The sequence below is a fragment of the Mesorhizobium sp. B2-3-13 genome (assembly GCF_006442195.1).
Taxonomy (GTDB): Bacteria; Pseudomonadota; Alphaproteobacteria; order Rhizobiales; family Rhizobiaceae; genus Mesorhizobium; species Mesorhizobium salmacidum.
Genome location: NZ_VFVQ01000011.1, coordinates 167,718 through 191,951, shown reverse-complemented (window position 1 = coordinate 191,951; position 24,234 = coordinate 167,718). Strand labels below are relative to the sequence as shown.

Sequence of the window (24,234 nt, the reverse complement as noted above, 5' to 3'; positions counted from 1 at the left end):
GGCTGTCTCCAACCGAAGGAATGGGAGAAAATGAACACATCTGCATTGATCCGCCCGGCCTGGACGCCGGCGACCATCGCGTTGATGGTGATCGGCTTCATGGTGTTCTGGCCGCTCGGCTTCGCCATGCTCGCCTACATCATCTGGGGCGACCGGCTTGAGGGCTTCAAGCGTGACGTCAATCGCGCAACCGACGGCATCTTCGCCGGTTGCCGCCGTGGTTCCGACAAGGCCGCACGCTGGGGCAACGGCTCCGCCCGCACCGGCAACGTCGCTTTCGACGACTGGCGCGAAAAGGAGCTTGAGCGCCTGAACGAAGAGCGCCGCAAGCTCGACGAGATGCTGACGCAGTTCGACGAGTATGCCCGCGAGTTGCGCCGCGCCAAGGATCAGGACGAGTTCGACCGGTTCATGGCCAACCGCAACAAGTCGACCGCGCCGACCAAGACCGATCCGGGCACCGGAACGACCCCCACCAAGCGTGGCAAAGGCTCGAACCTGCTCGACGACTGAGGCCAGGCGACAGGGCCAAGGTGTAATGACGGCGTCGCGCGAGCGGCGCCGTTTCTTTTTTGTTCTATTCGTTTTCCTCGAATCGCGTATCGTCCCGCCATGACCATCGGGTTCTTCCGCAATCTGACGAAGCCCAAACCCACGCCTGCCGTGGAGCGGGAATACTGTGTCGCCGGCCGCACCCTGCCGCTCAAGATCGTCGAGAGCGCCAGGGCAAAACGCCTGACGCTGCGCATCGATTCCGGCGGTCAGGGTCTGCGCATCACCGTGCCGCCGGGCCTGCGCCGCGGCGAGGTGGACAGGTTCCTCGACCGCCACCAGGACTGGCTGGAGCAGCGGCTGGCCAAGGTGCCGACGCGGCCGCAGGTGCGGCCGGGCATCAAGATCCCGGTGCGCGGCGTGCCGCACCGCATCGTCCACGAGCCGTCAAAGCGCGGCACCGTAACCATATCGCGCGACGAGCGCGGTCCGCTGCTGATCGTGCATGGCGAGCGCATCCATCTGCCGCGCCGCATCGCCGATTTCTTGAAGCGCGAGGCCAAGAAGGAGATCGAGAAGCTGGTCGTCAGGCACACCGAGGCGCTCGGCAAGCGCGCCAAGGCGATCCGCTATAAGGACACCTCCAGCCGCTGGGGCTCCTGCACCTCCGAAGGCAATCTCTCCTTCTCCTGGCGCATCATGATGGCGCCGCAGCCGGTCATCAACTACCTCGTTGCGCATGAGGTGGCGCATCTCAAGGAGATGAACCACGGGCCGAAATTCTGGAAATTGTGCGAAAAGCTCTGCCCCGACACCGAGCGCTGCAAGGACTGGCTGAAGCGCAATGGCGGCGCCCTGCAGGCGATCGTGTTTGAGTAGGGTGCGGCGGAGTCACCTGGAGTCAGGCGAAGGCTTCGCCACTTCGTCATGTATGGACGCCCCAGGGAAGGCCGCTAGTCGTCATTCGCCGCATTCAACTCCTCCGGCCGCAGCCCCTCTTCGCCATGATGCGGCCAGGGCAGAAAGTTCCGGTCGAAGGCGTCGCCGCCGAAATAATCCAGCGCCCGATGCGCTTCGGCGCCGTTGAACGCGGCCTTGTCCATCAGATGCGCGATGACCTCGCGCGCCTGCGCGATCTTCTGCTTCAGTTCGGCAACGGTCTGGTCGGCCATGGCTGTGCTCCCGCCTTGCATGCTGTCCATCAATAGGTAGCGCCTTTCACCTTGCCGGCAAACAGCATGCTTTTTCTCGACTCTTGGCCCTTTTCGTGCCAATTCCCGCGCCATGGCGCTCGACATCAAGATCTGCGGTTTGAAAACCGACCAGGCAATGGCCGCGGCCCTGGCCGGCGGCGCCAGCCATGTCGGCTTCATTTTCTTTCCGAAAAGCCCGCGTTACGTCGAGCCGGCCGAAGCCGGCCGTCTGCGCGAAGCGGCGCGCGGCAAGGCCTTGGCGGTTGCCGTCACGGTCGATGCCAGCGACGCCGTCCTCGATGAAATCGTGGAGAAGATGCAGCCCGACATGCTGCAACTGCACGGCTCCGAAACCCCCGAGCGGGTGACCGAACTGAAAGCCCGCCATGGGCTGCCGGTGATGAAGGCGTTGCCGCTCAGCGAGGCTGCCGATCTCGACCGGATAAGGTCGTTCATCGGCGTTGCCGACCGCTTCCTGTTCGATGCCAAGCCGCCGAAGGGCTCCGAGCTGCCGGGCGGCAACGGCGTCGCTTTCGACTGGCGCATCCTCGCCGGCCTTGACGCCGGGATCGATTACATGCTTTCCGGTGGGCTCAACGCCGCCAACATCGGCGATGCCCTTCGGCTTGCCAACCCACCCGCAATAGACATTTCGTCGGGCGTGGAAAGTGTGCCGGGCGTCAAGGATCCGGCGCTGATCGAACAATTTTTCCGGGCCGTCAGGGCCGCGCGGGACGACCGCGCCGCCTGAACAAAATTTCGAACCCTGAGCATGTCCCGGAAAAGTGGGAACCGATTTTCCGACAGGGACATGCTCAAAGTACAGATCTAGGAGATCGGCGATGAACAAGCCGGCGACACCCAATTCCTTCCGCACCGGACCCGACGAACAGGGCATGTTCGGCATTTTCGGCGGTCGCTTCGTCGCCGAAACGCTGATGCCGCTGATCCTCGACCTGGAGAAGAACTGGAACGAGGTCAAGAACGATCCGGATTTCAGGGCTGAGTTGACCGACCTGTCGACCCACTATGCCGGGCGGCCCTCGAAGCTCTATTTCGCCGAAGGCCTGACGAAGCATCTTGGCGGCGCGAAAGTCTATTTCAAGCGCGAGGACCTGAACCACACCGGCTCGCACAAGATCAACAATTGCCTCGGCCAGATCCTGCTGGCCAAGCGCATGGGCAAGAAGCGTATCATCGCCGAGACGGGCGCCGGCCAGCATGGCGTGGCCTCCGCGACCGTCGCCGCCCGCTTCGGCTTTCCCTGCGTCGTCTATATGGGCGCGACCGACGTTGCCCGGCAAAGCCCCAATGTCTTCCGCATGAAGCTGCTCGGCGCCGAAGTGCGGCCGGTGACCGCGGGCCACGGCACACTGAAGGACGCCATGAACGAAGCCCTTCGTGACTGGGTGACCAATGTCGAGGACACCTATTACCTGATCGGCACCGCCGCTGGTCCGCACCCCTATCCGGAGCTGGTGCGCGACTTCCAGTCGGTGATCGGTACGGAAGCCCGCGCGCAGATCCTCGAACAGGAGGGACGGCTGCCCGACACCATCATCGCCGCTGTCGGTGGCGGTTCCAACGCCATCGGCATGTTCCATCCCTTCCTCGATGACAAGGACGTTCGCATCATCGGCATCGAAGCGGGCGGGCGCGGCCTCGACGGCATCGAGCATTGCGCTTCGATGAATGCCGGTTCTCCCGGTGTGCTGCACGGCAACCGCACCTATCTCCTGCAGAACGCCGACGGCCAGATCATGGACGGCCATTCGATTTCGGCCGGCCTCGATTATCCCGGCGTCGGTCCGGAGCATTCCTGGCTGCGCGACTCGGGCCGTGTCGAGTATGTGCCTATTCTCGACGACGAGGCGCTGGAAGCCTTCAGGCTGACGACGCGCGTCGAAGGCATCATCCCGGCGCTGGAATCGGCGCACGCCATCGCTCATGCCGTCAAGATCGTACCCGCCATGGACAAGGACCAGATCGTCATCGTCAACCTGTCCGGCCGTGGCGACAAGGACGTGCACACGGTGGCCTCGATGTTGGGCATGGAGATCTGATCATGGCAACCCGCATCGACCGCCGCATGGCGAAGCTCAGGAACGAAGGCCGTCCGGCGCTCGTCACCTATTTCATGGGTGGCGACCCCGACTATGCAACCTCGCTGTCGATCATGAAGGCCCTGCCGGGCGCCGGTTCAGACGTCATCGAGCTCGGCATGCCGTTTTCCGATCCGATGGCTGACGGCCCGGCGATTCAGGCCGCCGGCCTCAGGGCGCTTAAAGGCGGCCAGACGCTGGTCAAGACGCTGAAGATGGCGTCGGACTTCCGCGCCGGCGACGATGAAACACCGATCGTGCTGATGGGCTACTACAACCCGATCTACATCTACGGCGTCGACCGCTTCCTGAAGGATGCGATTGCCAGCGGCATTGACGGGCTGATCGTCGTCGACCTGCCGCCGGAGATGGATGAGGAACTCTGCATCCCGGCGTTGAAGGCCGGCATCAACTTCATTCGGCTGGCGACGCCGACCACTGACGACAAGCGCCTGCCCAAGGTGCTGCAGAACACGTCCGGCTTCGTCTACTACGTGTCGATGACCGGCATCACCGGCTCGGCGCTTGCCGACACAGGCAAGGTCGCCACGGCGGTCCAGCGTATCAAGGGTCACACCAATCTGCCGGTCTGCGTCGGTTTCGGTGTCAAGACCGCCGAACAGGCGCGCGTCATCGGCGCCAACGCCGACGGCGTGGTCGTCGGCACGGCGATCGTCAATGCGGTTGCCGATGTGCTGGGGCCGAAGGGCGAAAAGACCGCTGATCCGGCCGAGGCGGTCGCCACGCTAGTCAGCGGCCTTGCGCAAGGCGTGCGCTCGGCCCGCCTTGCTGCTGCCGAATAGTTTTCCTACTTCTCTTCCCAACTCTTCGTCAGGACAGGAGCCGAAGCGATGAACTGGATCACCAATTACGTTCGCCCGAAGATCAACTCGATGCTCGGCCGGCGTACCGACATGCCCGAGAATCTCTGGATCAAGGATCCCGAGACCGGCGAGATGGTGTTCCACAAGGACCTGGAATCCAACCAGTTCGTCATCCCGTCCTCCGGCCATCACATGAAGATCTCGGCCAAGGAGCGGCTGAAATTCTTCTTTGATGACGGCAAGTACGAGACCCTGGACAATCCCAAGGTCATGCAGGATCCCCTGAAGTTCCGCGACGAGAAACGCTATGTCGACCGGCTGAAGGACGCCAAGGCCAAGACTGGCCTGGAAGATGCCATCATCAATGCGCTGGGGACCGTCGAGGGCCTGCCAGTCGTGGTGACGGCGCAGGATTTCGCTTTCATGGGCGGCTCGCTCGGCATGGCGGCGGGTGACGCCATCGTGCATGGCTTCGAGGTCGCCTTGCAGCGCAAGCGACCGCTGATCCTATTCGCCGCTTCCGGTGGCGCCCGCATGCAGGAAGGTATCCTGTCGCTGATGCAGCTGCCGCGCACCACGGTCGGTGTCGACCGGCTGAAGGAAGCCGGCCTTCCCTACATTGTCGTGCTGACCAACCCGACCACCGGCGGCGTCACCGCCTCCTACGCCATGCTGGGCGATGTGCACATCGCCGAGCCAGGAGCGTTGATCGGTTTTGCCGGTCCGCGCGTCATCGAGCAGACCATCCGCGAGAAATTGCCGGACGGCTTTCAACGCTCCGAATATCTGATGGAGCACGGCATGGTAGACATGGTGGTGTCCAGGCTGGAAATGCGCCAGACGATCGCGCGGCTTTTGAAAATGCTGCTCAAGATGCCCGAGGAGCAAAAGCCACTGGAACCGGAAATCATGCCGCCGGCCGTGCTTGCCGCCGAAGCCCGGCCGCAAGCTTGACGCTACAATGGCCGGCCGCGACACCGGCCTGACGTGAGACTGGCCTGACGCGACATTGGCCGCCGCGGACAGCGATTGCGCAGCATCCGTGGCGCGCTGTAGCCTTTTGATAGCCGTGGTCATTGCGGGAGCGATTCTGGCTCTCGGGCCATGCGCCGGGATTGTGCCATGACGACGCTTGCCGCCGACCGCGAAATCGAAGCCCTGATGGCGCTTCACCCGAAAGGCTTTGACCTTTCGCTCGACCGCATCACGCGGCTTCTGGAGCGGCTGGGCAACCCGCAGGACCTGCTGCCGCCGGTCATCCACATCGCCGGCACCAACGGCAAGGGTTCCTGCGCAGCCTTCTCGCGGGCGCTGCTGGAAGCTTCCGGCCGGCTCGTCCACGTCCACACCTCGCCGCATCTGGTCAACTGGCACGAGCGCTACAGGCTTGCGGCCGAGGGCGGCGGCAGGCTGGTCGACGATGACATCTTCGCCGAGGCCATTGCCCGCGTCGCAAAGGCCAACGGCGGCCAGAAGATTACCGTCTTCGAGATACTCAGCGCCGTCACCTTCGTCCTGTTTTCGGAACATCCGGCCGATGCCGCCATCATCGAGGTCGGTCTTGGCGGCCGCTTCGATGCCACCAATGTCATCGCGCGGCCGGCCGTGTCGGTGATCATGCCGGTCTCGATGGACCATGAGGCCTATCTCGGCGACCGTGTCGAGTTGATCGCCGCCGAAAAGGCCGGCATCATGAAACGCGGCTGCCCGGTGGTCATCGGCGCGCAGGAAAGCGAGACCGCGCTGCAGACGCTGATCGACACCGCAGAGCGGCTGGAATGTCCGACCCTGGTCTATGGCCAGGATTTTCTCGCTTTCGAGGAAAACGGCCGCATGGTCTACCAGGACGATGATGGCCTGATGGACCTGCCATCACCGCGTCTGCCCGGTCGCCACCAATTTGCGAATGCGGCGGCGGCGATCGCCGCGGTCAAGGCCGCCGGTTTCGAGATCAGCCACCGCGCCGCCGAGAAGGCGATGACCAACGTCGCCTGGCCGGGCCGTATGCAGAAGCTGGTGCAGGGCAAGCTGGCGGAACTGGCACCGAAGGGCGCCGACATCTGGCTCGACGGCGGCCATAATCCGGGCGCCGGCGTGGTCGTCGCCGAAGCGCTGGCCGAGCAGGAGGAAAAGAACCCGCGCCCACTGTTCCTCATCTCGGGCATGATCAACACCAAGGACCAGAGCGGCTATTTCCGCGCCTTCAAGGGCCTAGTCAAGCATGTCTACACGGTGCCAGTGAGCCAGAGCGACGCCGGCGTGCCAAACGACGAACTGGCCATCCGCGCCACGGAAGCCGGGCTGACGGCCGAACCGGTAAACTCCGTCGCCAGCGCCCTGATGCTGCTGCGCGATACCTGGGACGGCCCGACGCCGCGCATCCTGATCGGGGGGTCGCTTTACCTGGCCGGCGCGGTCCTGGCCGAAAACGGCACGCCGCCTACCTGAGGTTCGCCTCAGCGCGGTTTACTTCAGCTCGATCTCGATAAAAGCGTACTCGCCCTCATTGGCGCTGATGACGTCGTGTTCGACGCCCTCCTTGCGGAAATAGGGGGAACCTTTCTTCATCTCGGCGAAGGTTTCACCGTCCTTGGTCACCAGCTTCAGCTTGCCGTCCATCAGCGGCACCACGACATAGTCGTGGCCATGGCGATGCCAGCCGGTGTTGTCGCCCGGCTGAAAGCGGTATTCGGTGACGATGACGCGCTCATTGTCGATGAAGACTGTGGCCTTGGCGGATCCGGTCATTTCTCTCTCCTGCTTCTGCTGCCAACAGAAGACATGGAGAGCCCCGATGTGAGGGCCAGAGCGGCGCACCGATGACGCCAACAAAAAGCCCGGCGCGCTGGCCGGGCTCAATGCATCGAATTCAGATGGTATCAGGCGAGATTGCCATTGACCCAGTGCGACAGCGCGGTCTTGGGCGCGGCGCCTACCTTGATGTCGGCCACTTCGCCGCCCTTGAAGATCATCAGCGTCGGGATCGAGCGCACGCCAAACTGGGCGGCAAGCTCGGGATTCTCGTCGATGTTCAGCTTGGCGATCTTGACCTTGGCGCCGAGTTCAGCGGCGATGTCATCAAGCGCCGGTGCGATCATCTTGCAGGGGCCGCACCACTCCGCCCAGAAATCAACCACGACCGGTACCTGGGCATTGAGCACATCGGCCTGGAAATTGTTCTTGTCGACCTTGACGGTGGTCATGCGGAGATCCTTTCGAAATTTTTTGCCGCACCAAATGTGGTGGTTGTCGCATCCTTCTTCAAGCAGTTCTTGTGTCACGCTCCCGTGAGTCGGGCAAGGGCGTCGTCCATGGCCCGAGCCGGCAGTTCGATCAGCCTTGGCGCTTCGGTGAACAGCAGGGCCGCCTTGATCTCCCGCCCGGGATAAAGCGGCTGCAACAGGGCGCGATACAGCGCGAGTTGGAGCAGGTAGGCCGGCGGGACTTCGGCCAGGGAAGCGGGTGCGGGCCTGTTGGTCTTGTAGTCGACGATCGAAATTGTATCCGCTGTCACCGCCAACCGATCGATCTTCCCGGAGATGGAGCGGATTTTGCCCTTGACCTCAAGGCTGCCCATGATCGCGACCTCGGCACGTGACGACGGCGCGAACAGTTGACCGAGGCCGGGCTCGGCAAGGATGGCCACGACCGAGGCCAGAGCCTTTTGGCGCTCGGCTTGCGGCCACGCCGCACCCGTTCGCGAGAGGTAACGCTCTGCCGCACCTTGGCGGTCGCTCTCGGCAATGCCGGGCAACATCTGCAGCAGTTTGTGCAGGGCGAGCCCGCGCAGCACGGCAAAACCCGGCTCGGCATCGGCGTCCAGCACCGGCGAGGCCTTGTCGACCACCGCTTCCTTGCCTTCCTCGATCAGCGCCGAGGCGCCCGACGGCGACAATGGACGCGGCAGGTCCTCGAAAGGCGGCAAGGGCCGGAACAAAGTCGCCGGCAACGGACCGAACGCATCGACCTGCCGCGCCTGCTCGCCCGGGCTTGGCGTAACCGGCGGCAGTTTGGTGACGTGAAAACGGTAGACAGGCTCGCCACCGGCAGGATGCGGACGCTGTTCGCTTTCGGGCGCGCCGCTCAGCGCTCGGCTGACGATCGAATGCCAGGTGCCGCTGTTCGGCGCCCGCTTGCTGTGATAGCCGCAGACGATCAACCGGTCCTCGGCGCGCGTCATGCCGACATAGAGCAGCCGGCGGTACTCGTCGTCGGCGAGTTCACGGGCGCGAGCGGCGGCCGTTTTCGAAAAGCCGTTGGCGACGTCGCTCGCCGAACGCCAGAGGTAGCCCTTGCCGTCCCAATGTCGACCCGAGCCGTCGAAAGGCATCAGGCGCGGCAAATGCTGGTCGCTGAACGGGGCGGAACCGCCGTCGACCAGGAACACAACCGGCGCCTCCAGGCCCTTGGCCGCGTGCACGGTCATCACCCTGACCTCGTCACGGGTCTGGTCCATCTCGCGTTTGATCTCGGGGCCGGCGTTTTCCAGCGTCGACAGGAAGGCTTCCAGCCCGGGCAGGCCGGTCCGCTCCTCGGCAAGGCAGAAGCTCAGGAATTCGTCGAGAATATCGCCGGCTTCCGGCCCGAGCCGCGCGATCATCTTGCGGCGCACGCCATCGCGCGCCAGCAGGGCGGCATAGAACTCGAACACCGGCTTGAAGGCGGCCTCGTCAGCCCAGGCGTCGAGCTGCGCAACGATCGCCGCTAGCGCTTCGCTTTCGCCGGCATGCTGGCGCAGCGATGCCGCCAGCGACACGCCGGGCGGCCTCTGTGCGGCGAGCGTGAACAGCGTCTCCTCCGGCAGGTCGAAGACCGGGCTGCGCAGGACGGCGGCCAGCGACAGGTCGTCCTGCGGCTGGATCAGCAGATGGCCGAGCGCGATCAGGTCCTTGACCGCGATATGTCCGGGCAGGCTCAGCCGGTCGGCGCCGGCAACCGGAATGTCGCGCCGCTTGAGCGCTCGTGTCAACGCGTGGACGAAGCTGTCGCGCTTGCGCACCAGCACGAGCACGTCGCCCGGCCGCAGCCGCTTGCCACGGCCCTCGATGATTTCGCCCTTGCCGATCCAGCCGGCGATGGTGGCCGCGACATTCTCGGCGACGCGCACCGCCGGTGCATGGGCATGGTCGATGGCTTGCGCCCAGTCGTCGGGCTCGTCGACGGCCTCGGCGCCGATCGATGGCCAGACCTCGACATAGCCCGGCGCATCGCTGCGGATCGCCTTATGGTTCAGCGGATCGGGGTCGTGGCTGATGCCGCGCCGCACGATGGGATCGGCAAAGACGCGGTCGACGGCGGCCAGCACATCGTCCGTGGAGCGGAACGACCAGGTCAGCTTAAGGTCGGCGAAGGACGCCTCGGCGTCGCGCACCCGTCGGGCGAACAACAACCGGCTGTCGGCGAAAGAATCCGGTGCCGCGCCCTGGAAGGAGTAGATCGACTGCTTCTCGTCGCCGACGGCGAAGATCGTGCGGTGGACCCGTTCGCGGGCGCCAAAGCCGGCGAAGAATTCTTCCGCCAGCCGCTTCACCACCTCCCATTGATCCGGGCTGGTGTCCTGCGCTTCGTCGAGCAGTATGTGGTCGATGCCCTGGTCGAGCTTGTACTGCACCCAAGGGCCGGCATCGGGCCGCGCCAAGAGGTTTACCGTACGGGTGATCAGGTCGTTGAAGTCGAGAAAGCCGCGGCTGCGTTTCAACACTTCGTAGCGCGCGATCAACCAATCGGCGATGGTCAGCGCCGCGCGTGTGCCTTCCAGCATCCTGAACAGCGCCAGCCGGTCGACGGTCTCCATGATGGCGCTGGCCGCCGAGAGATAGCGCCCGGCGAGATCTGGCAGCCGGTCGGTCAGCGCCTTCTTGAAGGCCTTTGCCGGGTCGTAGGGATCGCCATCGGTCTTGAGGAAGGCTCTTGCCAGCAACTGCAGCCGGCGAACGGGGTCGCTCTCGGCGAAGCCTAGGCGCGCATAAGGCAGGATGTTGTTCAGCGCCGATCTGGCGTCGGTGGCTTCGGCGGCCTGGGCAAAGCCGGCAAAATAGTCCGGCAGGAAGCCGGGCAGCGGCCATATCGATGCCGCTATGCCTTCGGCGGCCTGGCCGGGCTGGAAATGGAATTCATCGAACAAGGGCTGGAAGCCGTCACGCCCGACAGCATCGAGGAAATGGCGCAACCCGTCGCGCTTGCGCACGATTTCGCCGAGCAACGCGTCGAGACCGGCCTCGCCCCCACGCTCCAGCACAGTGGCGAAGGCCTCGGCCAAATTCCTGTCGCCGGCGGCGGAGATCATCTCGCGGCGCGCGGCGGCAAAAAGCGAGGCCTCCATCTGGCTGTCGAGCATTTCGAAATGGGCGGGAATGTTGGCTTCCAGCGGGAACTGATGCAGCACGGATTCGCAGAAAGCGTGGATCGTCTGGATTTTCAGCCCGCCAGGCGTCTCCAGGGCCTCGGCGAACAGGCGGCGGGCTCTGCGCATGGTGTCGCGATCGGGCCGGCGTCCCTCCAACGCCTCGACTTTGGACGCCAGGTCGGCGTCACTGAGCGTCGTCCACTCCGACAGCGTCGAAAAAACCCGGTTCGACATGTTGGCGGCCGCGGCGCGCGTATAGGTCAGGCACAGTATCTTCGACGGGTCGGTGCCGTTGAGCAGCAGCCGGATGACACGCTGGGCAAGCACATGGGTCTTGCCCGATCCCGCATTGGCCGACACCCAGGCGGAATTGCCGGGATCGGCGGCGCGGGCCTGGCTCGAAGCGGTATCGCTCGGGATCGGATAGGCTTTCTTCATGCCTCCCCTCCCTCATCCCCGGCGTCTCCGCCGGCGGACCATTCGAGCACGCGGGCGAGATGGTCGTAGTCGCCATCGGTTTCGCCTTCGCGAAACGGCAGCGCGCGCGACAGATAGCCGGCCGCCGGGTTGGCATAGTGGATCAGCAGTTTCTCCAGCCGCGCCCAGGCTTCCTCGGCGAGATCGGCCGCGGTGCGTGGCTGGCGGTTGTGTTCGAGTATGGATTCCTCGAACACCTCGCCATTCGGCTTCAGCCTGATGAAGGCCAGTTGCGACGGCTCGCGCGTGCCCAGATCCTTGAACGCGCCACGCCTGAGCAGCGCGCCTTCCAGCGCCAGCTGAGGCGCCAGTAGCGTATGCGCCTGCGCCTTGGACGGCGAGGAGCCGGTCTTGTAGTCCAGAATGTCGGCCATGCCACCGGCCAGCAGATCGACTCGGTCGGCATAGCCGGACAGCGTCACGCCGGACTGTCCGACGCCGGTCTTGCCGGCGCGCTCCTCGGCATGCCGCTGGACCACCGCGTCGGCGCGCGTGCGCTCCCATTCGATGATGTTGGCGGCGAGCTTTTCGAAACGCGGCCACCACACCGCCTCGACATCGGCTGGAAGCGCTGCCTCGGCGAAACAGGCGCGGCCGGCGGCGATGAGCCCGGCCAGCGCGTCCGGCGCGCGCGGGTCCGCCACCTCGGACGAGAAGAGATGCAGGATGGCGTGAAAAAGCGTGCCGCGCTCGGCCGCACCTGGATCGCGGATGAGCGGATCGAGCGGCATCAGGCCGAGGACCCTTCGGGCATAGACGGCGTAGGGGTCGCGGCGCAGCGTCTCGATCTCGGTGACGGAGAAATGCGTTGGACGCATCGAAAGCGGCGGTTTCGGCTGTGGCCGTGGCGCGAAATCCCGCTTCGGCCCGGTGTCGAGCGCGCGCGCCCAGGCAAGCAGCTCATCGCCGCGCCGGCGCAGTGCTGCCGCCTGGTCGTTGCCGATGAAGGTAACCAGCCGCTGCAACCACCGCGAAGGCACCGCGGGTGCGTCGCCGGCACGCGCCGAGCGCGCCAGCACCACGTGTCTCGCGCTCATGGCCATCTGGAAATCATGCGCGGCAAGACCGATGCGCCGCTCCGGCGGCTCGAGATCGATGCCGGTCTTCATCAGCCGCGACATGAAGCGGTCGCTCTCCGGCTTGCGCGGCCAGACTCCTTCGTTGAGCCCGCCGATGACCAGCGTACCGACATCCTGCAGCCGCGCCTCGAGTGCTCCCCAGATGGCGATGTTCCTGTCGGTGCCTTGCGCCGGCTTGACGGTCTCGGGCGCGATCAGCGCCTCCATCCCATCGGGCCATTCGCTCGCCGCGAACGACAGCGATGCCGAAGCCGCGACCAGCCCGCGCAGCAGTTCGGCGAGCTTTCCGCCGGCGTCGCCGGCGTAAAGCTCGCCAAGGCTGCCATCAGCGGAACGGCCGAGATTCTCCAGGGCAACGACGCTGGCTTCGACCAGCGCGGCAAGGTCAGCTTCCTCCTGGCCGCGAAAGACCGAAAGCGGCGCCAGCGCTTGCTTGAGACGCCCAAGCAAATTCCGCGCGCCTTCGATGGAGCGCACGGTCAGGCGGGCAAACCAGAAGGGCGGTCGGCTATCACCGCCGAGCCCGGTGAGGCGGGCCTCGAAAAGGTCCGGCAGCGAAGCGATGTCGGGGCGGCCGGTGCCGCCGCGCAGCGCCACCAGCTCTACCAGTTCCGCCGCGCGGCGCACATCGGACCTCTCCAGACCAAGGCCGAGTAGTGGATGCTTGAGCAGCGACAACAGGCCGACCGGATCGCCCGGCCGGAACACCGCTTCGAGCGCCAGCCTGAGGAGGCTGGCTGCCGGGGTGTTGGAAAGCGGCGTGCCGCCGGAATCGTCGGCAACGACACCGAAGCGCTTGAGCTCCACGCTGACGCGGCGTGCCAGCGCGCGGTCACCGGTGACGAGCGCCGCTCTCCGGCCCGGTTCTTCGACCGCACGCTTGAGCGCGACGGCGATGGCGACTGCCTCATCGCGCTCGCTGGCCGCTTCGAGCAGCGTCACGTCGGCGAAGGCGCCGGCAATATCGGACGCCGAAAACCCGTTTCGCGTCTCGGCCCACAATTCGGTGGTCTCGGCCGGCCGCAGCGCCTCGCCGACAAGGGCCGCGCGGAGCCCAAGCTTCGGCTCGGCCGCACCGATCTCCTCGACATCGCCGCGTAGCACGCCGATCTTGCCGATCAGCTTCGCCAGGCCGTATTGCGGATGGCCAAGCACGGCTGGACGCGCGCCGGGTGCGACGAGCGCCTGGAAGGAGGCTTCGTCCAGCATCCGGTCGAGCCCGGGCAGTACGATGGCGCCGCCGGAGAGGCCAGCAATGGTCGCAAGCAGCTCCGCCGTGGCGGGGATGGAGCCGGTGGACCCCGCGGCTATGACCGGCCCGGCGGGCGGATTGCGCCGCAGCCGCGCCGCTTCGGCACGGATCAGGGCGCTGCGATGCGCGGCCGGGTTGGAGCGGTCGTTCTCTTCGAGGAATCTCGGCCAGGCATCGGTGACGATGCCGAGGAATTCGAGCGTCACCTGCCACCATCCGGCAAGGTTCCCGCTCACCAGGCCGGCGAGTTTGGCCCAGTCGGTGCCTTCCGTCTCGATCTCGTCCATCAGCCCGGCCAGATCGCGCGCCAGCCAGATCGCGTCGGCGGTGGAGGACGGGACGACGATCTCCTCGGCGAAGAGGGCCGCGGCATGGGCGGGCAGCCGGCGTTTCCACGCCCGCACCAGCGGCGTCAGCAGTAACAGCCGCTCGGTGGCGGCGATGGGTGGCGCGAGATCGATTGCCGCGGTTGGCTCGGCATCGAACGCGGCCTCATCCTCATCGAATTCGCCCAGCGGTCGGATCACCGGCAGGATCGCCGAACCGCCGCCACCACGCGCCTTCAGGCTGTCGACGAAGACGCCGCGCAAGGCACGTGCGGCGCGGCGCGTCGGCACATAGATGGTGACATCGGCCAGGGCGAGCGGGTCGCCTTCGAAACGAAACCCGGGGACAAGACGGCCGTCAAGCAGCGCCTCGGCCAGCGTCGGCAGAAACGGCGCTCCGGAGGGAATGGAGAAAACGCGGCTTGAGCCGCTCATTGTGACCCGATGAGTGCACCGGCCACCGCGTCTTCGGCGAGCGGAATGGCATCGGGCGTGCCGACGGTTATCCAGTGGCCATGCATCGGCATGCCGAACAGGCGGCCGCCGGCAATCGCCTTGTCGAAATAGGCATTGATCGAATGCGGTTCGGCTGGTGCGTCCTTGAACAGGCGCGGGTGGATGATCGCGGCGCCGGCATAGATCAAGCCGGCAGGATCGCCTTTTGAACGCCGCAGGGCACCATCCGGCGCCACCAGGAAATCGGTGCTGCCACAGTGTCCTGTCGCCCGGTGGAGATCCGCCAGCATCAGCAGAATATCCATTTTCGCGCCGTTCCATGCAAGGGCAAGCCGCCCGAGATTGAGCGGGCCGTGGTCGATCCAGAATGTATCGGCATTGAGGATGTAGAACGGCTCCCGGCCGAGCTCCGGCAGCGCCTTGACGATGCCGCCGGCGGAATCGAGCAGCCGGTCGCTCTCATCGGAAATGACGATGCGCGGCGAGCGGCGATCGGCGACATGGGCGACGATCTGTTCGGGAAGATAATGGACATTGACCACCGCCTTGCCGACGCCGGCCGCGGCCAGGCTGTCGAGGCCCCAGTCGAGCAGCGTCTTGCCGGCGATCTGGACCAGCGGCTTGGGGATGGTGTCGGTGATCGGCCGCATGCGCTTGCCGAGCCCGGCGGCAAGAACGATGGCGGTCTTCGGTCTTCTTGTCACAGCGCTCGTTCCTCCAGCAGCCCGTGCGCGCTGTAGAAATCCCGCAGGTCGGCGAGCGCGGGATGCGACAGCGCGCGCCTCAGATAGTCGCGGATGCGCGGCAGGTGCTTGAGATAATAAGGTTTGCCGTCGCGTTTTTCGAGACGCACGAAAATGCCCAGAATCTTGGAATTGCGCTGCGCGGCCATGATTGCATAGGCTTCGAGGAAGCCTGCTTCATCGAAGTCGCCCGCTGCATGACGCGCCGCGAGATAGGCATCGAGCGTCCGCTTCTCGATCTCGGGTGCCATGGTGACGCGGGCGTCCATGGCAAGCGAGGCGACGTCATAGGCGGCGGGCCCGATCAGCGCGTCCTGGACGTCGACGATGCCGAGCCGGTCGAGGCCGGACCGTTCGCCGCGCCAGATGATGTTGGGCGAGTGGAAGTCGCGCAGCATCAGCGTGTATTCGCTGCCTTGCAGCCGGTCGAGAAGCGCGTCCCATGTCCTGTGGTAGCCGGAACGCAGCGCGTCGCCCGCCGGGCCGCCCGATATCGCCGGCAGGTACCAGTCGATCAGCAAGTCCGCCTCGATCAGCATGGCGTCGCGATCGAAGGGCGGGACGTCATGAACGACGCCGGGAGCGGCCTCCATCCGGTGAGGCCAGGCCTTGCCATGCATCATGGCGAGCAGTTCGGCTGCCGCCTCGTAACGTTCGGCGACCGGCTCGCCATTGTCGGCGAGGAAGCCTTCCGAGCCCAGATGCTCGAGCAGCAGGAAACCCTGGTCGAGATCCTGCGCGTCGATCCTGGGCACCGCGACCCCGGCGGCTAGCAGCGCACGGTCGATGGCGACGAAGGCGGACACCGACTGCGCGGTGTGGGCGATCACCGCATAGGGTTTGCCGTCGCGCACGGGAGGGCCGAGCACCAGCCGCGGCGAGTTCATCAGCACGCGCGGCGCCTCGCCGGCAAGCGAGACGATCTCGTAGGAGCGGGCCGAGGCGTCGCCGATGAAATGCCGGCGCCGCGCTTGCCCCCATCCGGCGCTCTCCAGAAAACCGCGCATGGCCAGCGAGCGCGCGACACGGTCGAAGGTCGCGCCTTGCCCCGACAGTCGGGCCAGCCGGCCCTCGCCATGCTGGACGAGTTCGATCAGCACCGTCGTCCTGGGTAGATAGCCGTCAGCCCGTTCCGGCCATTCGATGAGGGCTGCACCTTGCGCCAGCGCTTCCTCGAAGCCCAGTTCGTCCAACTCGGCCGCCGACGACAGGCGATAGAGGTCGAAATGATGGACCGGGATGCGCGTGTCGTAGCTCTGCACCAGGGTGAAGGTCGGGCTCGGCACTTCGAGACCGGCATCGTCGGCCAGCGTCCGGATGAGCGCTCTTGCCAGCGTCGACTTGCCGGCGCCGAGATCGCCCTTGAGCGCCAGCACGTCGCCCACGCGCAGAGCCAGCGAAAGATCCTCGCCCAGCCGCGCTGTCTGGGTCTCGTCGGCGAGCAAACGCTCCAGCACCGGTTCCGTCATCGAGCGCGCTACTCGGCCGCTGCGCGGATACCCGGCATGTCGGGAAAGGTGCAGATGACGGTCGTGCCCTTATCCCTGCCGGTTTCGATGCGAACGGCGCCGCCATGCAGTTCGACAAAGCTCTTGACGATGGACAGGCCGAGGCCAGCGCCGCGCCGGCGGCCGCCATTGGCGCGCGGCTCGAAGCGGCGGAACACCGAATCGAGCACGTCGGGCGGCATGCCGGGCCCGTCGTCGTGAACCGAGAACTCGACTCCGTCCGCCAGCTGGCGGCATGCCAGCCGGATGGTGCTGGCCTCCGGCGCGTAATTGGCGGCGTTGCTCAGCAGATTGTAGAGGATCTGGCGGATGCGGGTTTCGTCGCCATGGAAGGTCTTCGGCGCGGCGGCGGCGTCGACCGCGAGCCGGATCGAATGCTCCTCCAGCCGGTCGGCGACAAGCTCGGCGGCGGCCGCGATGGTGCGGTCGACATGCACTTCGGAAATATCGAGCTGCATGATGCCGGCATCGACCGTCGCCAGGTCGAGTATGTCGTTGACGATGGTCAGCAGCACCGATGAGGACGAGCCGACATGCTCGACATATTCACGCTGCTTCTGCGTCAAAGGGCCCGTCGCCGGCAGCGACAGCAACTCGGTGAAGCCGATGATGTTGGTCAGCGGCGACCGCAGTTCGTAGGACACATGCTGGACGAATTCGTTCTTGAGCTGGTCTGATTTCTCGAGGGCCTCGTTCCTGTCCTTGAGCGCGCGCTCGATGTGGACGCTGTCGGTGACGTCGACGAAGGTCATCATCACTTGCCCGTTGGGCAGCGGGATCACGGCGTAACGCAGCACGGTGCCGTTGTTGAGCTCGGTCTGGCCGTGGCGGTCGCGGCGCTCGTCGTCGAAACCGGTGATGGCGGCGACGAAGCCGGGCCAGGGGCTCTCGACCGCTTGCCGATCGGACAGCTCGCGTATGGCCGATACGTGCACATTGGGCTTGGCGGCTTCCGCGTCCAATCCCCACAGCGTGGCAAAGGCCGGGTTCGATAGCCGCAGCCGGCCGTCCGGGCCGAACACCGCGACGCCCTCGGCGAGATTGTCGAGCGTTTCGCCCTGGACCCGAACCGCGGTGCGGTAGCGGCTTTCGAGATCCATCTTCTCGGTCAGGTTCTCGAACACCCAGGTGACGCCGCCCTTGGGTTGCGGGTTGGCGACGACGCGGATCGTCTTGCCATCCGGCAGGTGCCACCAGTGTTCCTGCGATTCGACCGCACGATAGGCGCTGAGCAGGCCTTCCTTCCAGCGGCGCCACTCCGGCTGTTCGGCGATCTTGCCCTCGCTGCGCAGCCGGTCGAGCAAAAGGGCGTTGTCGGGCGCGCTGTGCAGGAAGCCGCTGTCGAGCCCCCAAAGTTTCTGGAAAGCCTGGTTGAAGAAGCGCAGCTTCTCGTCGGTGTCGAAGATGGCGACAGCGGTGTTGAGCTGGTCGAGCGTATCGGCGTGGCTGCGCACGGTCCGCTCATATTCGCCACGGATAGCCTCGATGGCGCTGGTGTCGCAGGCAAGGCCGGCCGAACCGTCGGCGCCGGCAAAGTCGGTCACGGCGAACACGCGGCGGTCGCCTTCGATCACCGTCGAAAGCGACTGCTCGAATACCGGATGCGATTTGTGCTGCGTGGCGATGACCTCGCGCGCCTGGCCGCCGAGGAATTCCTTGGCGTCACGCACCGCGGCTTCCGCGCTCTCGGCTTCGACCGCGTCGGCATAGGCCCGGTTGACCCATTTCAGGCGGCCATGCTCGTCACGCAGCCATGCCGGCATCTTCAGCGCCTCGAGCAGCCCGATCATCGTGTCATGATCGGTGGCCAGCCGCTGGTTGTCGATCTTGAGCCGGGCCTGGCTGCGCTGCGTCTCGGAAAGCGAGACAAACCGCACCAGCACATGGGCCGCGCTCTTGCGGCCATGCACTTCCAGTGGAGCGCCGGCCTGGGATTCGATCACCAGGTCGAACGGCCTGCCTTTTTCGCGCAAACCCGCCACGGCATGTTCGAGTGCCGCCGCCGAACGCGGCATCAGCCAGCGGCCAAAAGCGAGGAACGCGGCCCGTTCCTCCGGCGCACCGCTTTCGGTCGGCAATGTGCCGATGAGTTCGGGTTTCTTGTTTTCCGAGGCCCAGACGACGACACGCTGATCGCGCAGGTTGAGCAGCGCTTCCGAACGCCGCAACGCCGCGCTGACGTCGGCGACGCGGCTTCTCAGCTCGACATTCTCCGCCGAGGTACGCGCCCGTTCGCGGATGAGAACGATGGCCGACAGGAATGCCGTACCCGTCACGCCGACGAACACCGCCAGCTGTACGACCTCGATGGTGCTGATCGAAAGACTGGCTACGGCGGCGCCGGCGGTCTGGGCATGCGCGACCGCGCCCGCCAAGGGGCAGGCGAGAGCGGAGCCGGCAAGAAACAATCCCGCACGGGCGCGCCATGAAAGGCGCTCGCCTCGCGGGGCGGAGCCCATGGTCCTCGACTCGTCATGGCCGCCGGAAACGGCCTTTCCCGCCTGAAGCGGGTTATCCCCCGGCATGTCTTGGTCCTCTTCGCCGCCTGAATGCAAGACCGCCCTGATGCGTACGCCGATCCTCGTCCCCGGATCCGCGAATCACAACAATAGCGCCTGCCGGAATCGGCGTGAAGAATCATTCGGTGCAAAAATAAAGCCGGGCGAAAAGTCAATCGCCCGGCGTCAATATCTAGTGGTAAATCCGGATTTGGTTAATAGCGGTAGTGTTCCGGCTTGAACGGACCCTGCGGTGTGACGCCGATATAGGCTGCCTGCTCGCCCGATAGTTCGGTCAGGCGGGCGCCGAGCTTGTCGAGATGCAGGCGCGCGACCTTCTCGTCGAGATGCTTGGGCAGCACATAGACCTGGTTCTGGTACTGCTCACCCTTGGTGAACAGCTCGATCTGGGCCAGCACCTGGTTGGTGAAAGAGGCCGACATGACGAAGCTCGGATGGCCGGTCGCGTTGCCGAGATTGAGCAGGCGGCCTTCCGACAGGAGGATCATCCGCTTGCCGTCCGGGAAGGTGATCATGTCGACCTGCGGCTTGACATTGGTCCACTTCAAATTGCGCAGCGACGCGACCTGGATCTCGTTGTCGAAATGGCCGATGTTGCCGACGATCACCATGTCCTTCATCGAACGCATGTGGTCGAGGGTAACGACATCCTTGTTGCCGGTGGTGGTGATGACGATGTCGGCGGTCGGGGCCGCCTCTTCCAGCGTGACCACTTCAAAGCCGTCCATAGCGGCCTGCAGCGCGCAGATCGGATCGACCTCGGTGACTTTGACGCGGGCGCCCGCACCCTTGAGCGAGGCCGACGAGCCCTTGCCGACGTCGCCATAACCGCAGACGACCGCGACCTTGCCGGCCATCATCGTGTCGGTGCCGCGACGGATGCCGTCGACAAGCGATTCCTTGCAGCCATATTTGTTGTCGAACTTCGACTTGGTGACCGAGTCATTGACGTTGATGGCCGGGAAGGGCAGCAGGCCCTTCTTCTGCAACTGGTAGAGCCGGTTGACGCCGGTCGTCGTCTCTTCAGTGACGCCGCGGATCGCCGCTTTCTGTTTGGTGAAGAAGCCCGGCGAAGCCTTCAGGCGCTTCTTGACCTGGGCGTAGAAGTATTCCTCTTCCTCGCTCTGCGGATTGGACAGCACGTCCTCGCCGGCCTCGGCGCGGGCGCCGATCAGGATGTACATCGTGGCGTCGCCGCCATCGTCGAGGATCATGTTGGAGAGGCCGCCATCGGCCCACTGGAAGATCCTGTCGGTGTAGTCCCAGTACTGCTCGAGGCTCTCGCCCTTGACGGCGAAGACCGGAATGCCGGCCTCGGCGATGGCCGCGGCGGCGTGGTCCTGGGTCGAGAAGATGTTGCAGGAAGCCCAGCGGATGTCGGCGCCGAGCACCTTCAGCGTCTCGATCAGCACCGCCGTCTGGATGGTCATGTGCAGCGAGCCGGTGATGCGCGCGCCCTTGAGCGGCTTCTTGGCGCCGAATTCCTCGCGGCAGGCCATAAGGCCCGGCATTTCGGTTTCGGCGATATCGAGTTCCTTGCGGCCCCAGCCGGCAAGCGAGATGTCGGCGACCACATAGTCCTTGCTACCCGTCATGGCAGTGCTCCGATGCGAATTGTCATACTTGCGAATTGTTAGCGGATGCGCCGTGCCGGAAGACATTTCCAAGGGCGCGAATTGCCGGCCTGACTAGCAGATCAGGCTTCGCGCGACAATGGGATATAAAGAAATCTTTATTCGTGCATGTCCTGGAGGGCCGACTTCGAGGTCAGCACTCCTCGCCAAAACGAGAGGCGACAAGCTGCTCCAGCGCATCCATGACCTCGAGCGCCTCGGGGCCGCTGGCGGTGACGCGGATCGAGTATCCCGGGCTGGCGGCCAGCATCATCAGGCCCATGATCGAGGTGCCGCCGACCTTGACGCCGTCCTTCTCGACATGGACTGAAGCGTTGAAGCCGCTGGCAAGCTGGACGAATTTCGCCGAAGCGCGCGCATGCAGGCCGCGCTGGTTGACGATCGGAAACTCCCGGACGATCTGGTCCTTGTCAGGCGACAGCGTGCTCATTTGCTGCTCAAAAGCTGGCTGGCGACGTTGATGTATTTGCGGCCCGCGGCCTGCGCTTCGTCGAGCGCTGCCGCCATGTTATCGCCCTTGCGGATCGACGACAGCTTGATCAGCATCGGCAGGTTCATGCCGGCGATCACTTCGGTGCGGCCGGACTCCATCACCGAGATTGCAAGGTTGGATGGCGTGCCGCCGAACATGTCGGTCAACACGATCACACCTGCCCCCGTATCGACACGGGCGACCGCATCGACGATGTCGCGGCGACGCTGCTCCATATCGTCGTCGGCACCGATCGCCACGGTTTCGAAATTGTCTTGTGGCCCGACGACATGTTCGACGGCATGTCTGAACTCGGTGGCCAGTTGACCGTGCGTTACAAGCACGAGTCCGATCATTCTTTGGTGGCTCCCGTCATCGCCGCTTCACAGGCGCATTTTATGCTCGCCAGCCAATCCAGGCGGCGGGAGCGCTATCTTGTCGACGCGAGGCCCGTTGACAAGCCCAAAATTGCGCCGGCCCATGCCATTTTGACGCATTGCAGCAAAAAACCCAGGGCGGATCATAGAAAAGGCGCGATCGACAGCCGCGCCATCACGGCGGCCAAGGCGGCGGCGACATTGCGTTCGGCCAGATCGATGCGCGCCACCGCGCAGCCGGCGATCTTGTCGCTGGCGTCCTCTTGGAAGCGTGCGATTTCGACTGCCGGCAGCAGCCGCACATGCAGGTCGACGACGCAGGCCGGCTCGAATGGCAGGGGCCGTGGCCCAAGCCGTGGAACTTCGGCCAGGCCCTTGATGGTGGCGGGTGCACGGCACACCAGCCGCCCCGCATGGGCTTCGACAAAGAGCTGATCGTCGCCGACGAGCCGGGAGAACAATCCGCGTTGCAGGCAATGGTCGATCAGCGTCAGTGCCAGCGTTGTCTTGCCCGACCCGGGTGAGCCGGTGATGAGAATGCCGCGCTCGCCCATCAGCAGTGCCGTCGCATGAATGTTCTCAGGCCGCACGGCGCAATCCATAACGATCGGCGATCATCCCTCGGCCGGCAGCGTCACGACGAAGCGTGCGCCCTTGATCTCGCCGGGCTTGGTGCCGGGAATGTTTTCGGCGGTCAGCGTACCGCCATGGGCCTCGACGATCTGCCTGGAGATCGATAAGCCAAGGCCCGAGTTCTGGCCGAACGCCTCGCCGGCGGGCCGGTCGGTGTAGAAGCGTTCGAAGATGCGGTCGATGTTGTCGGCGCGGATGCCGGGACCATTGTCATCGACGGTCAGGATGTTGAACTTGCCGGCGCGCGCCAGCGACAGGCTGATGTGGCCATGGTCCTCCGGCACGAAGGAGCGGGCGTTCTCGATCAGGTTGGTGATGACCTGGCCGATGCGCAGATCATGGCCGACGACGACATAGCCCTTGGCGCCCTGCGGCAGCTTGGCAACCTTGAGCTCGATCTCGACCGCCTTCTTGTTGCGCGTCGTTTCACGCGAAACAGCGACGAGGTCGGTAACGAATTTCTTCAGGTCGACGGTTCCCGCGTCCTCGCGCGCCAGTTCGGCGTCGAGGCGGGAGGCATCGGAAATGTCCGTGATGAGACGGTCCAGCCGTTTGACGTCATGCTGGATGATCTCCATCAGACGCGCGCGTGAGGTGTCGTTTTTCGCCAGGGGCAATGTTTCGACGGCGCTGCGCAACGACGTCAGCGGGTTCTTCAGCTCATGCGAAACATCGGCGGCGAAACTCTCGATCGCCTCGATGCGCGCATAGAGCGCGTTGGTCATGTCGCGTACGGCGATCGACAGATTGCCGATCTCGTCCTGGCGGTCGGAAAAGTCGGGGATTTCCTCGCGGCTCTTGACGCCGCGCCTGACCCGCACGGCAGCGGCTGACAGCCGGCGCAGCGGGTTGGCGATGGTGGAGGCCAGGAGCATCGACAAGATGGCCGTGACCAGCGCCGCGATGCCGAAGACGCGCAGGATCGCCTTGCGTTCCGCCGCGACGATCTTGTCGATATCGCCGCCTTCGGTCGACAGCATCAGCACACCGAGAACCGCGCGAAAACGCTGGATCGGCACCGCCACCGAGACGATCTGCTCGCCCTGTTCCGAGACGCGTACGATGGTCGACGGGCTGCCGGTCAGCGCCTTCACCACTTCCGGGAAGGCAGCGCCATTGCCGCCCGGCTGCTCGTGATAGACCGGCAGGTCGGTGTTGCGGAAGAAGTCGAAGATGAACTTCTGGATGCGCTCGACAAGGTCCGGCTCTTCCTCGTCCACCGGCGGCAGGTCGTAGCGCAGGATCTGACCGCGCGAATAGAGATGGCGCGAATCGAGCAGCAGGTTGGCGTCGCGGTCATAGATGCGGGCGCGGGTGCGGGTCGGCGAGATCAGTCGCCGCAGCACCGGCGCCACGCGCTCGGGATTGATCGGAAAATCGAGGTTGTCGAGCTGGTCCGAGCCAGGCCCCAGGCTTTCGCCGGCCTGCAGCTCGAGCAGCTTTTCCGGGTCGATGCTGATCGAGTCCGTCTCGACCGTCGCCGACGCCGCGATCGCCCCGGCGATGATCTCGCCTTGCGTCATCAGGCTTTCGACGCGCGCGTCGATCAGCCCGTCGCGGAAGGTGTTGAGATAGAGGATGCCGGTGACGAGCACCGCCAGGCCGGCAAGGTTGAGGAAGAGGATGCGCCGCGTCAGGCTGGAAAAGATGTGGTGCCCGAGGAACCGGCGCATCGGTACCGTGATTTTCGACACGAAGGAAGGCATGATGCGCGACGGCCGCCTGGCGGCGCCCGTCGGCCTGCTTCGCTGTGCTTCCACTGCCATCGAATAGCAGCTCCCGCTAGTCCCAGGTTTGAAAT

20 protein-coding genes are annotated in these 24,234 nt (G+C 65.1%); 7 read left to right on the top strand and 13 right to left on the bottom strand.

Features of this window, described 5'->3' with window-relative positions; translation table 11 throughout:
* The first annotated feature begins 30 nt into the window (after positions 1-30).
* Both FJ941_RS15610 and FJ941_RS15605 read left to right on the top strand, forming a co-directional pair.
* A complete protein-coding gene (locus tag FJ941_RS15610; protein ID WP_027143871.1) occupies positions 31-513 on the top strand; it encodes a DUF2852 domain-containing protein in 483 nt (160 codons plus the stop codon).
* A gap of 99 nt (positions 514-612) precedes the next feature.
* Positions 613-1,371 carry a M48 family metallopeptidase gene (locus FJ941_RS15605; protein ID WP_027143872.1) on the top strand — a complete coding sequence of 253 codons (759 nt, stop codon included), beginning with the start codon at positions 613-615 and terminating at the stop codon, positions 1,369-1,371.
* A gap of 74 nt (positions 1,372-1,445) precedes the next feature.
* Here FJ941_RS15605 and FJ941_RS15600 read toward each other — a convergent pair whose 3' ends face one another.
* Complete coding sequence (locus tag FJ941_RS15600; RefSeq protein ID WP_140506871.1) at positions 1,446-1,664, bottom strand: hypothetical protein; 219 nt, start codon at positions 1,662-1,664, stop codon at positions 1,446-1,448.
* A gap of 112 nt (positions 1,665-1,776) precedes the next feature.
* On the opposite strand from FJ941_RS15600, the gene FJ941_RS15595 reads away from it, so the two are divergent.
* The 5 genes from FJ941_RS15595 (at position 1,777) to FJ941_RS15575 (ending at position 7,059) form a co-directional block, all read left to right on the top strand.
* On the top strand, positions 1,777-2,436 hold the full coding sequence (locus tag FJ941_RS15595; RefSeq protein ID WP_140506870.1) for a phosphoribosylanthranilate isomerase: 660 nt from the start codon (positions 1,777-1,779) through the stop codon (positions 2,434-2,436).
* Positions 2,437-2,527: 91 nt separating this feature from the next.
* The gene (gene trpB / locus FJ941_RS15590; protein ID WP_140506868.1) at positions 2,528-3,748 is read left to right on the top strand and encodes a tryptophan synthase subunit beta; all 1,221 of its coding nucleotides are present in this window, start codon (positions 2,528-2,530) and stop codon (positions 3,746-3,748) included.
* Between the two features lie 2 nt (positions 3,749-3,750).
* On the top strand, positions 3,751-4,590 hold the full coding sequence (gene trpA / locus FJ941_RS15585) for a tryptophan synthase subunit alpha (protein ID WP_140506866.1): 840 nt from the start codon (positions 3,751-3,753) through the stop codon (positions 4,588-4,590).
* Between the two features lie 48 nt (positions 4,591-4,638).
* The gene (gene accD, locus FJ941_RS15580; RefSeq protein WP_140506864.1) at positions 4,639-5,565 is read left to right on the top strand and encodes an acetyl-CoA carboxylase, carboxyltransferase subunit beta; all 927 of its coding nucleotides are present in this window, start codon (positions 4,639-4,641) and stop codon (positions 5,563-5,565) included.
* A gap of 168 nt (positions 5,566-5,733) precedes the next feature.
* Positions 5,734-7,059 (top strand): folylpolyglutamate synthase/dihydrofolate synthase family protein, encoded by a 1,326-nt coding sequence (locus FJ941_RS15575; RefSeq protein WP_140506862.1) that lies wholly within the window; start codon positions 5,734-5,736, stop codon positions 7,057-7,059.
* An 18-nt stretch (positions 7,060-7,077) separates the two neighbouring features.
* On the opposite strand, the gene FJ941_RS15570 is transcribed toward FJ941_RS15575, so the two are convergent.
* The 12 genes from FJ941_RS15570 to FJ941_RS15510 form a co-directional block, all read right to left on the bottom strand.
* Complete coding sequence (locus tag FJ941_RS15570) at positions 7,078-7,359, bottom strand: cupin domain-containing protein (RefSeq protein ID WP_140506860.1); 282 nt, start codon at positions 7,357-7,359, stop codon at positions 7,078-7,080.
* A gap of 131 nt (positions 7,360-7,490) precedes the next feature.
* Positions 7,491-7,814, bottom strand: a complete 324-nt coding sequence (trxA, locus tag FJ941_RS15565) for a thioredoxin (protein WP_140506857.1) — start codon at positions 7,812-7,814, stop codon at positions 7,491-7,493.
* 74 nt (positions 7,815-7,888) lie between these two features.
* Positions 7,889-11,395, bottom strand: a complete 3,507-nt coding sequence (gene addA, locus FJ941_RS15560) for a double-strand break repair helicase AddA (protein ID WP_140506855.1) — start codon at positions 11,393-11,395, stop codon at positions 7,889-7,891.
* Positions 11,392-14,526, bottom strand: a complete 3,135-nt coding sequence (addB, locus tag FJ941_RS15555; protein ID WP_140506853.1) for a double-strand break repair protein AddB — start codon at positions 14,524-14,526, stop codon at positions 11,392-11,394. Before addB ends, addA begins: the two co-directional genes overlap by 4 nt.
* On the bottom strand, positions 14,523-15,251 hold the full coding sequence (locus tag FJ941_RS15550) for a nucleotidyltransferase family protein (protein WP_140506851.1): 729 nt from the start codon (positions 15,249-15,251) through the stop codon (positions 14,523-14,525). The genes addB and FJ941_RS15550 overlap by 4 nt, the downstream gene beginning before the upstream one ends.
* A complete protein-coding gene (gene tsaE, locus FJ941_RS15545; protein WP_140506849.1) occupies positions 15,248-16,759 on the bottom strand; it encodes a tRNA (adenosine(37)-N6)-threonylcarbamoyltransferase complex ATPase subunit type 1 TsaE in 1,512 nt (503 codons plus the stop codon). Before tsaE ends, FJ941_RS15550 begins: the two co-directional genes overlap by 4 nt.
* 8 nt (positions 16,760-16,767) lie before the next feature.
* Positions 16,768-19,323: a PAS domain-containing sensor histidine kinase gene (locus FJ941_RS15540; protein ID WP_140506847.1), complete on the bottom strand. Its 2,556-nt coding sequence runs from the start codon at positions 19,321-19,323 to the stop codon at positions 16,768-16,770.
* A gap of 188 nt (positions 19,324-19,511) precedes the next feature.
* Positions 19,512-20,912 carry an adenosylhomocysteinase gene (ahcY, locus tag FJ941_RS15535; RefSeq protein WP_140506845.1) on the bottom strand — a complete coding sequence of 467 codons (1,401 nt, stop codon included), beginning with the start codon at positions 20,910-20,912 and terminating at the stop codon, positions 19,512-19,514.
* Positions 20,913-21,084: 172 nt separating this feature from the next.
* Positions 21,085-21,381 carry an HPr family phosphocarrier protein gene (locus FJ941_RS15530; protein ID WP_015314359.1) on the bottom strand — a complete coding sequence of 99 codons (297 nt, stop codon included), beginning with the start codon at positions 21,379-21,381 and terminating at the stop codon, positions 21,085-21,087.
* On the bottom strand, positions 21,378-21,779 hold the full coding sequence (locus FJ941_RS15525) for a PTS sugar transporter subunit IIA (RefSeq protein WP_010912939.1): 402 nt from the start codon (positions 21,777-21,779) through the stop codon (positions 21,378-21,380). Before FJ941_RS15525 ends, FJ941_RS15530 begins: the two co-directional genes overlap by 4 nt.
* Positions 21,780-21,943: 164 nt before the next feature.
* Positions 21,944-22,402 (bottom strand): HPr kinase/phosphorylase, encoded by a 459-nt coding sequence (locus FJ941_RS15515; RefSeq protein WP_140506843.1) that lies wholly within the window; start codon positions 22,400-22,402, stop codon positions 21,944-21,946.
* Between the two features lie 12 nt (positions 22,403-22,414).
* Positions 22,415-24,199, bottom strand: a complete 1,785-nt coding sequence (locus tag FJ941_RS15510) for a sensor histidine kinase (RefSeq protein ID WP_140506841.1) — start codon at positions 24,197-24,199, stop codon at positions 22,415-22,417.
* Positions 24,200-24,234: the final 35 nt, after the last annotated feature.

What these genes read in the sequence shown, in the direction of transcription:
- FJ941_RS15610 (WP_027143871.1), top strand. Translation starts at nt 31, where the DNA reads ATGAACACATCTGCATTGATCCGCCCGGCCTGGACGCCGGCGACCATC.
- FJ941_RS15605 (WP_027143872.1), top strand. Translation starts at nt 613, where the DNA reads ATGACCATCGGGTTCTTCCGCAATCTGACGAAGCCCAAACCCACGCCT.
- FJ941_RS15600 (WP_140506871.1), bottom strand. Translation starts at nt 1,664, where the DNA reads ATGGCCGACCAGACCGTTGCCGAACTGAAGCAGAAGATCGCGCAGGCG.
- FJ941_RS15595 (WP_140506870.1), top strand. Translation starts at nt 1,777, where the DNA reads ATGGCGCTCGACATCAAGATCTGCGGTTTGAAAACCGACCAGGCAATG.
- trpB (WP_140506868.1), top strand. Translation starts at nt 2,528, where the DNA reads ATGAACAAGCCGGCGACACCCAATTCCTTCCGCACCGGACCCGACGAA.
- trpA (WP_140506866.1), top strand. Translation starts at nt 3,751, where the DNA reads ATGGCAACCCGCATCGACCGCCGCATGGCGAAGCTCAGGAACGAAGGC.
- accD (WP_140506864.1), top strand. Translation starts at nt 4,639, where the DNA reads ATGAACTGGATCACCAATTACGTTCGCCCGAAGATCAACTCGATGCTC.
- FJ941_RS15575 (WP_140506862.1), top strand. Translation starts at nt 5,734, where the DNA reads ATGACGACGCTTGCCGCCGACCGCGAAATCGAAGCCCTGATGGCGCTT.
- FJ941_RS15570 (WP_140506860.1), bottom strand. Translation starts at nt 7,359, where the DNA reads ATGACCGGATCCGCCAAGGCCACAGTCTTCATCGACAATGAGCGCGTC.
- trxA (WP_140506857.1), bottom strand. Translation starts at nt 7,814, where the DNA reads ATGACCACCGTCAAGGTCGACAAGAACAATTTCCAGGCCGATGTGCTC.
- addA (WP_140506855.1), bottom strand. Translation starts at nt 11,395, where the DNA reads ATGAAGAAAGCCTATCCGATCCCGAGCGATACCGCTTCGAGCCAGGCC.
- addB (WP_140506853.1), bottom strand. Translation starts at nt 14,526, where the DNA reads ATGAGCGGCTCAAGCCGCGTTTTCTCCATTCCCTCCGGAGCGCCGTTT.
- tsaE (WP_140506849.1), bottom strand. Translation starts at nt 16,759, where the DNA reads ATGACGGAACCGGTGCTGGAGCGTTTGCTCGCCGACGAGACCCAGACA.
- FJ941_RS15540 (WP_140506847.1), bottom strand. Translation starts at nt 19,323, where the DNA reads ATGCCGGGGGATAACCCGCTTCAGGCGGGAAAGGCCGTTTCCGGCGGC.
- ahcY (WP_140506845.1), bottom strand. Translation starts at nt 20,912, where the DNA reads ATGACGGGTAGCAAGGACTATGTGGTCGCCGACATCTCGCTTGCCGGC.
- FJ941_RS15530 (WP_015314359.1), bottom strand. Translation starts at nt 21,381, where the DNA reads ATGAGCACGCTGTCGCCTGACAAGGACCAGATCGTCCGGGAGTTTCCG.
- FJ941_RS15525 (WP_010912939.1), bottom strand. Translation starts at nt 21,779, where the DNA reads ATGATCGGACTCGTGCTTGTAACGCACGGTCAACTGGCCACCGAGTTC.
- FJ941_RS15515 (WP_140506843.1), bottom strand. Translation starts at nt 22,402, where the DNA reads ATGGATTGCGCCGTGCGGCCTGAGAACATTCATGCGACGGCACTGCTG.
- FJ941_RS15510 (WP_140506841.1), bottom strand. Translation starts at nt 24,199, where the DNA reads ATGGCAGTGGAAGCACAGCGAAGCAGGCCGACGGGCGCCGCCAGGCGG.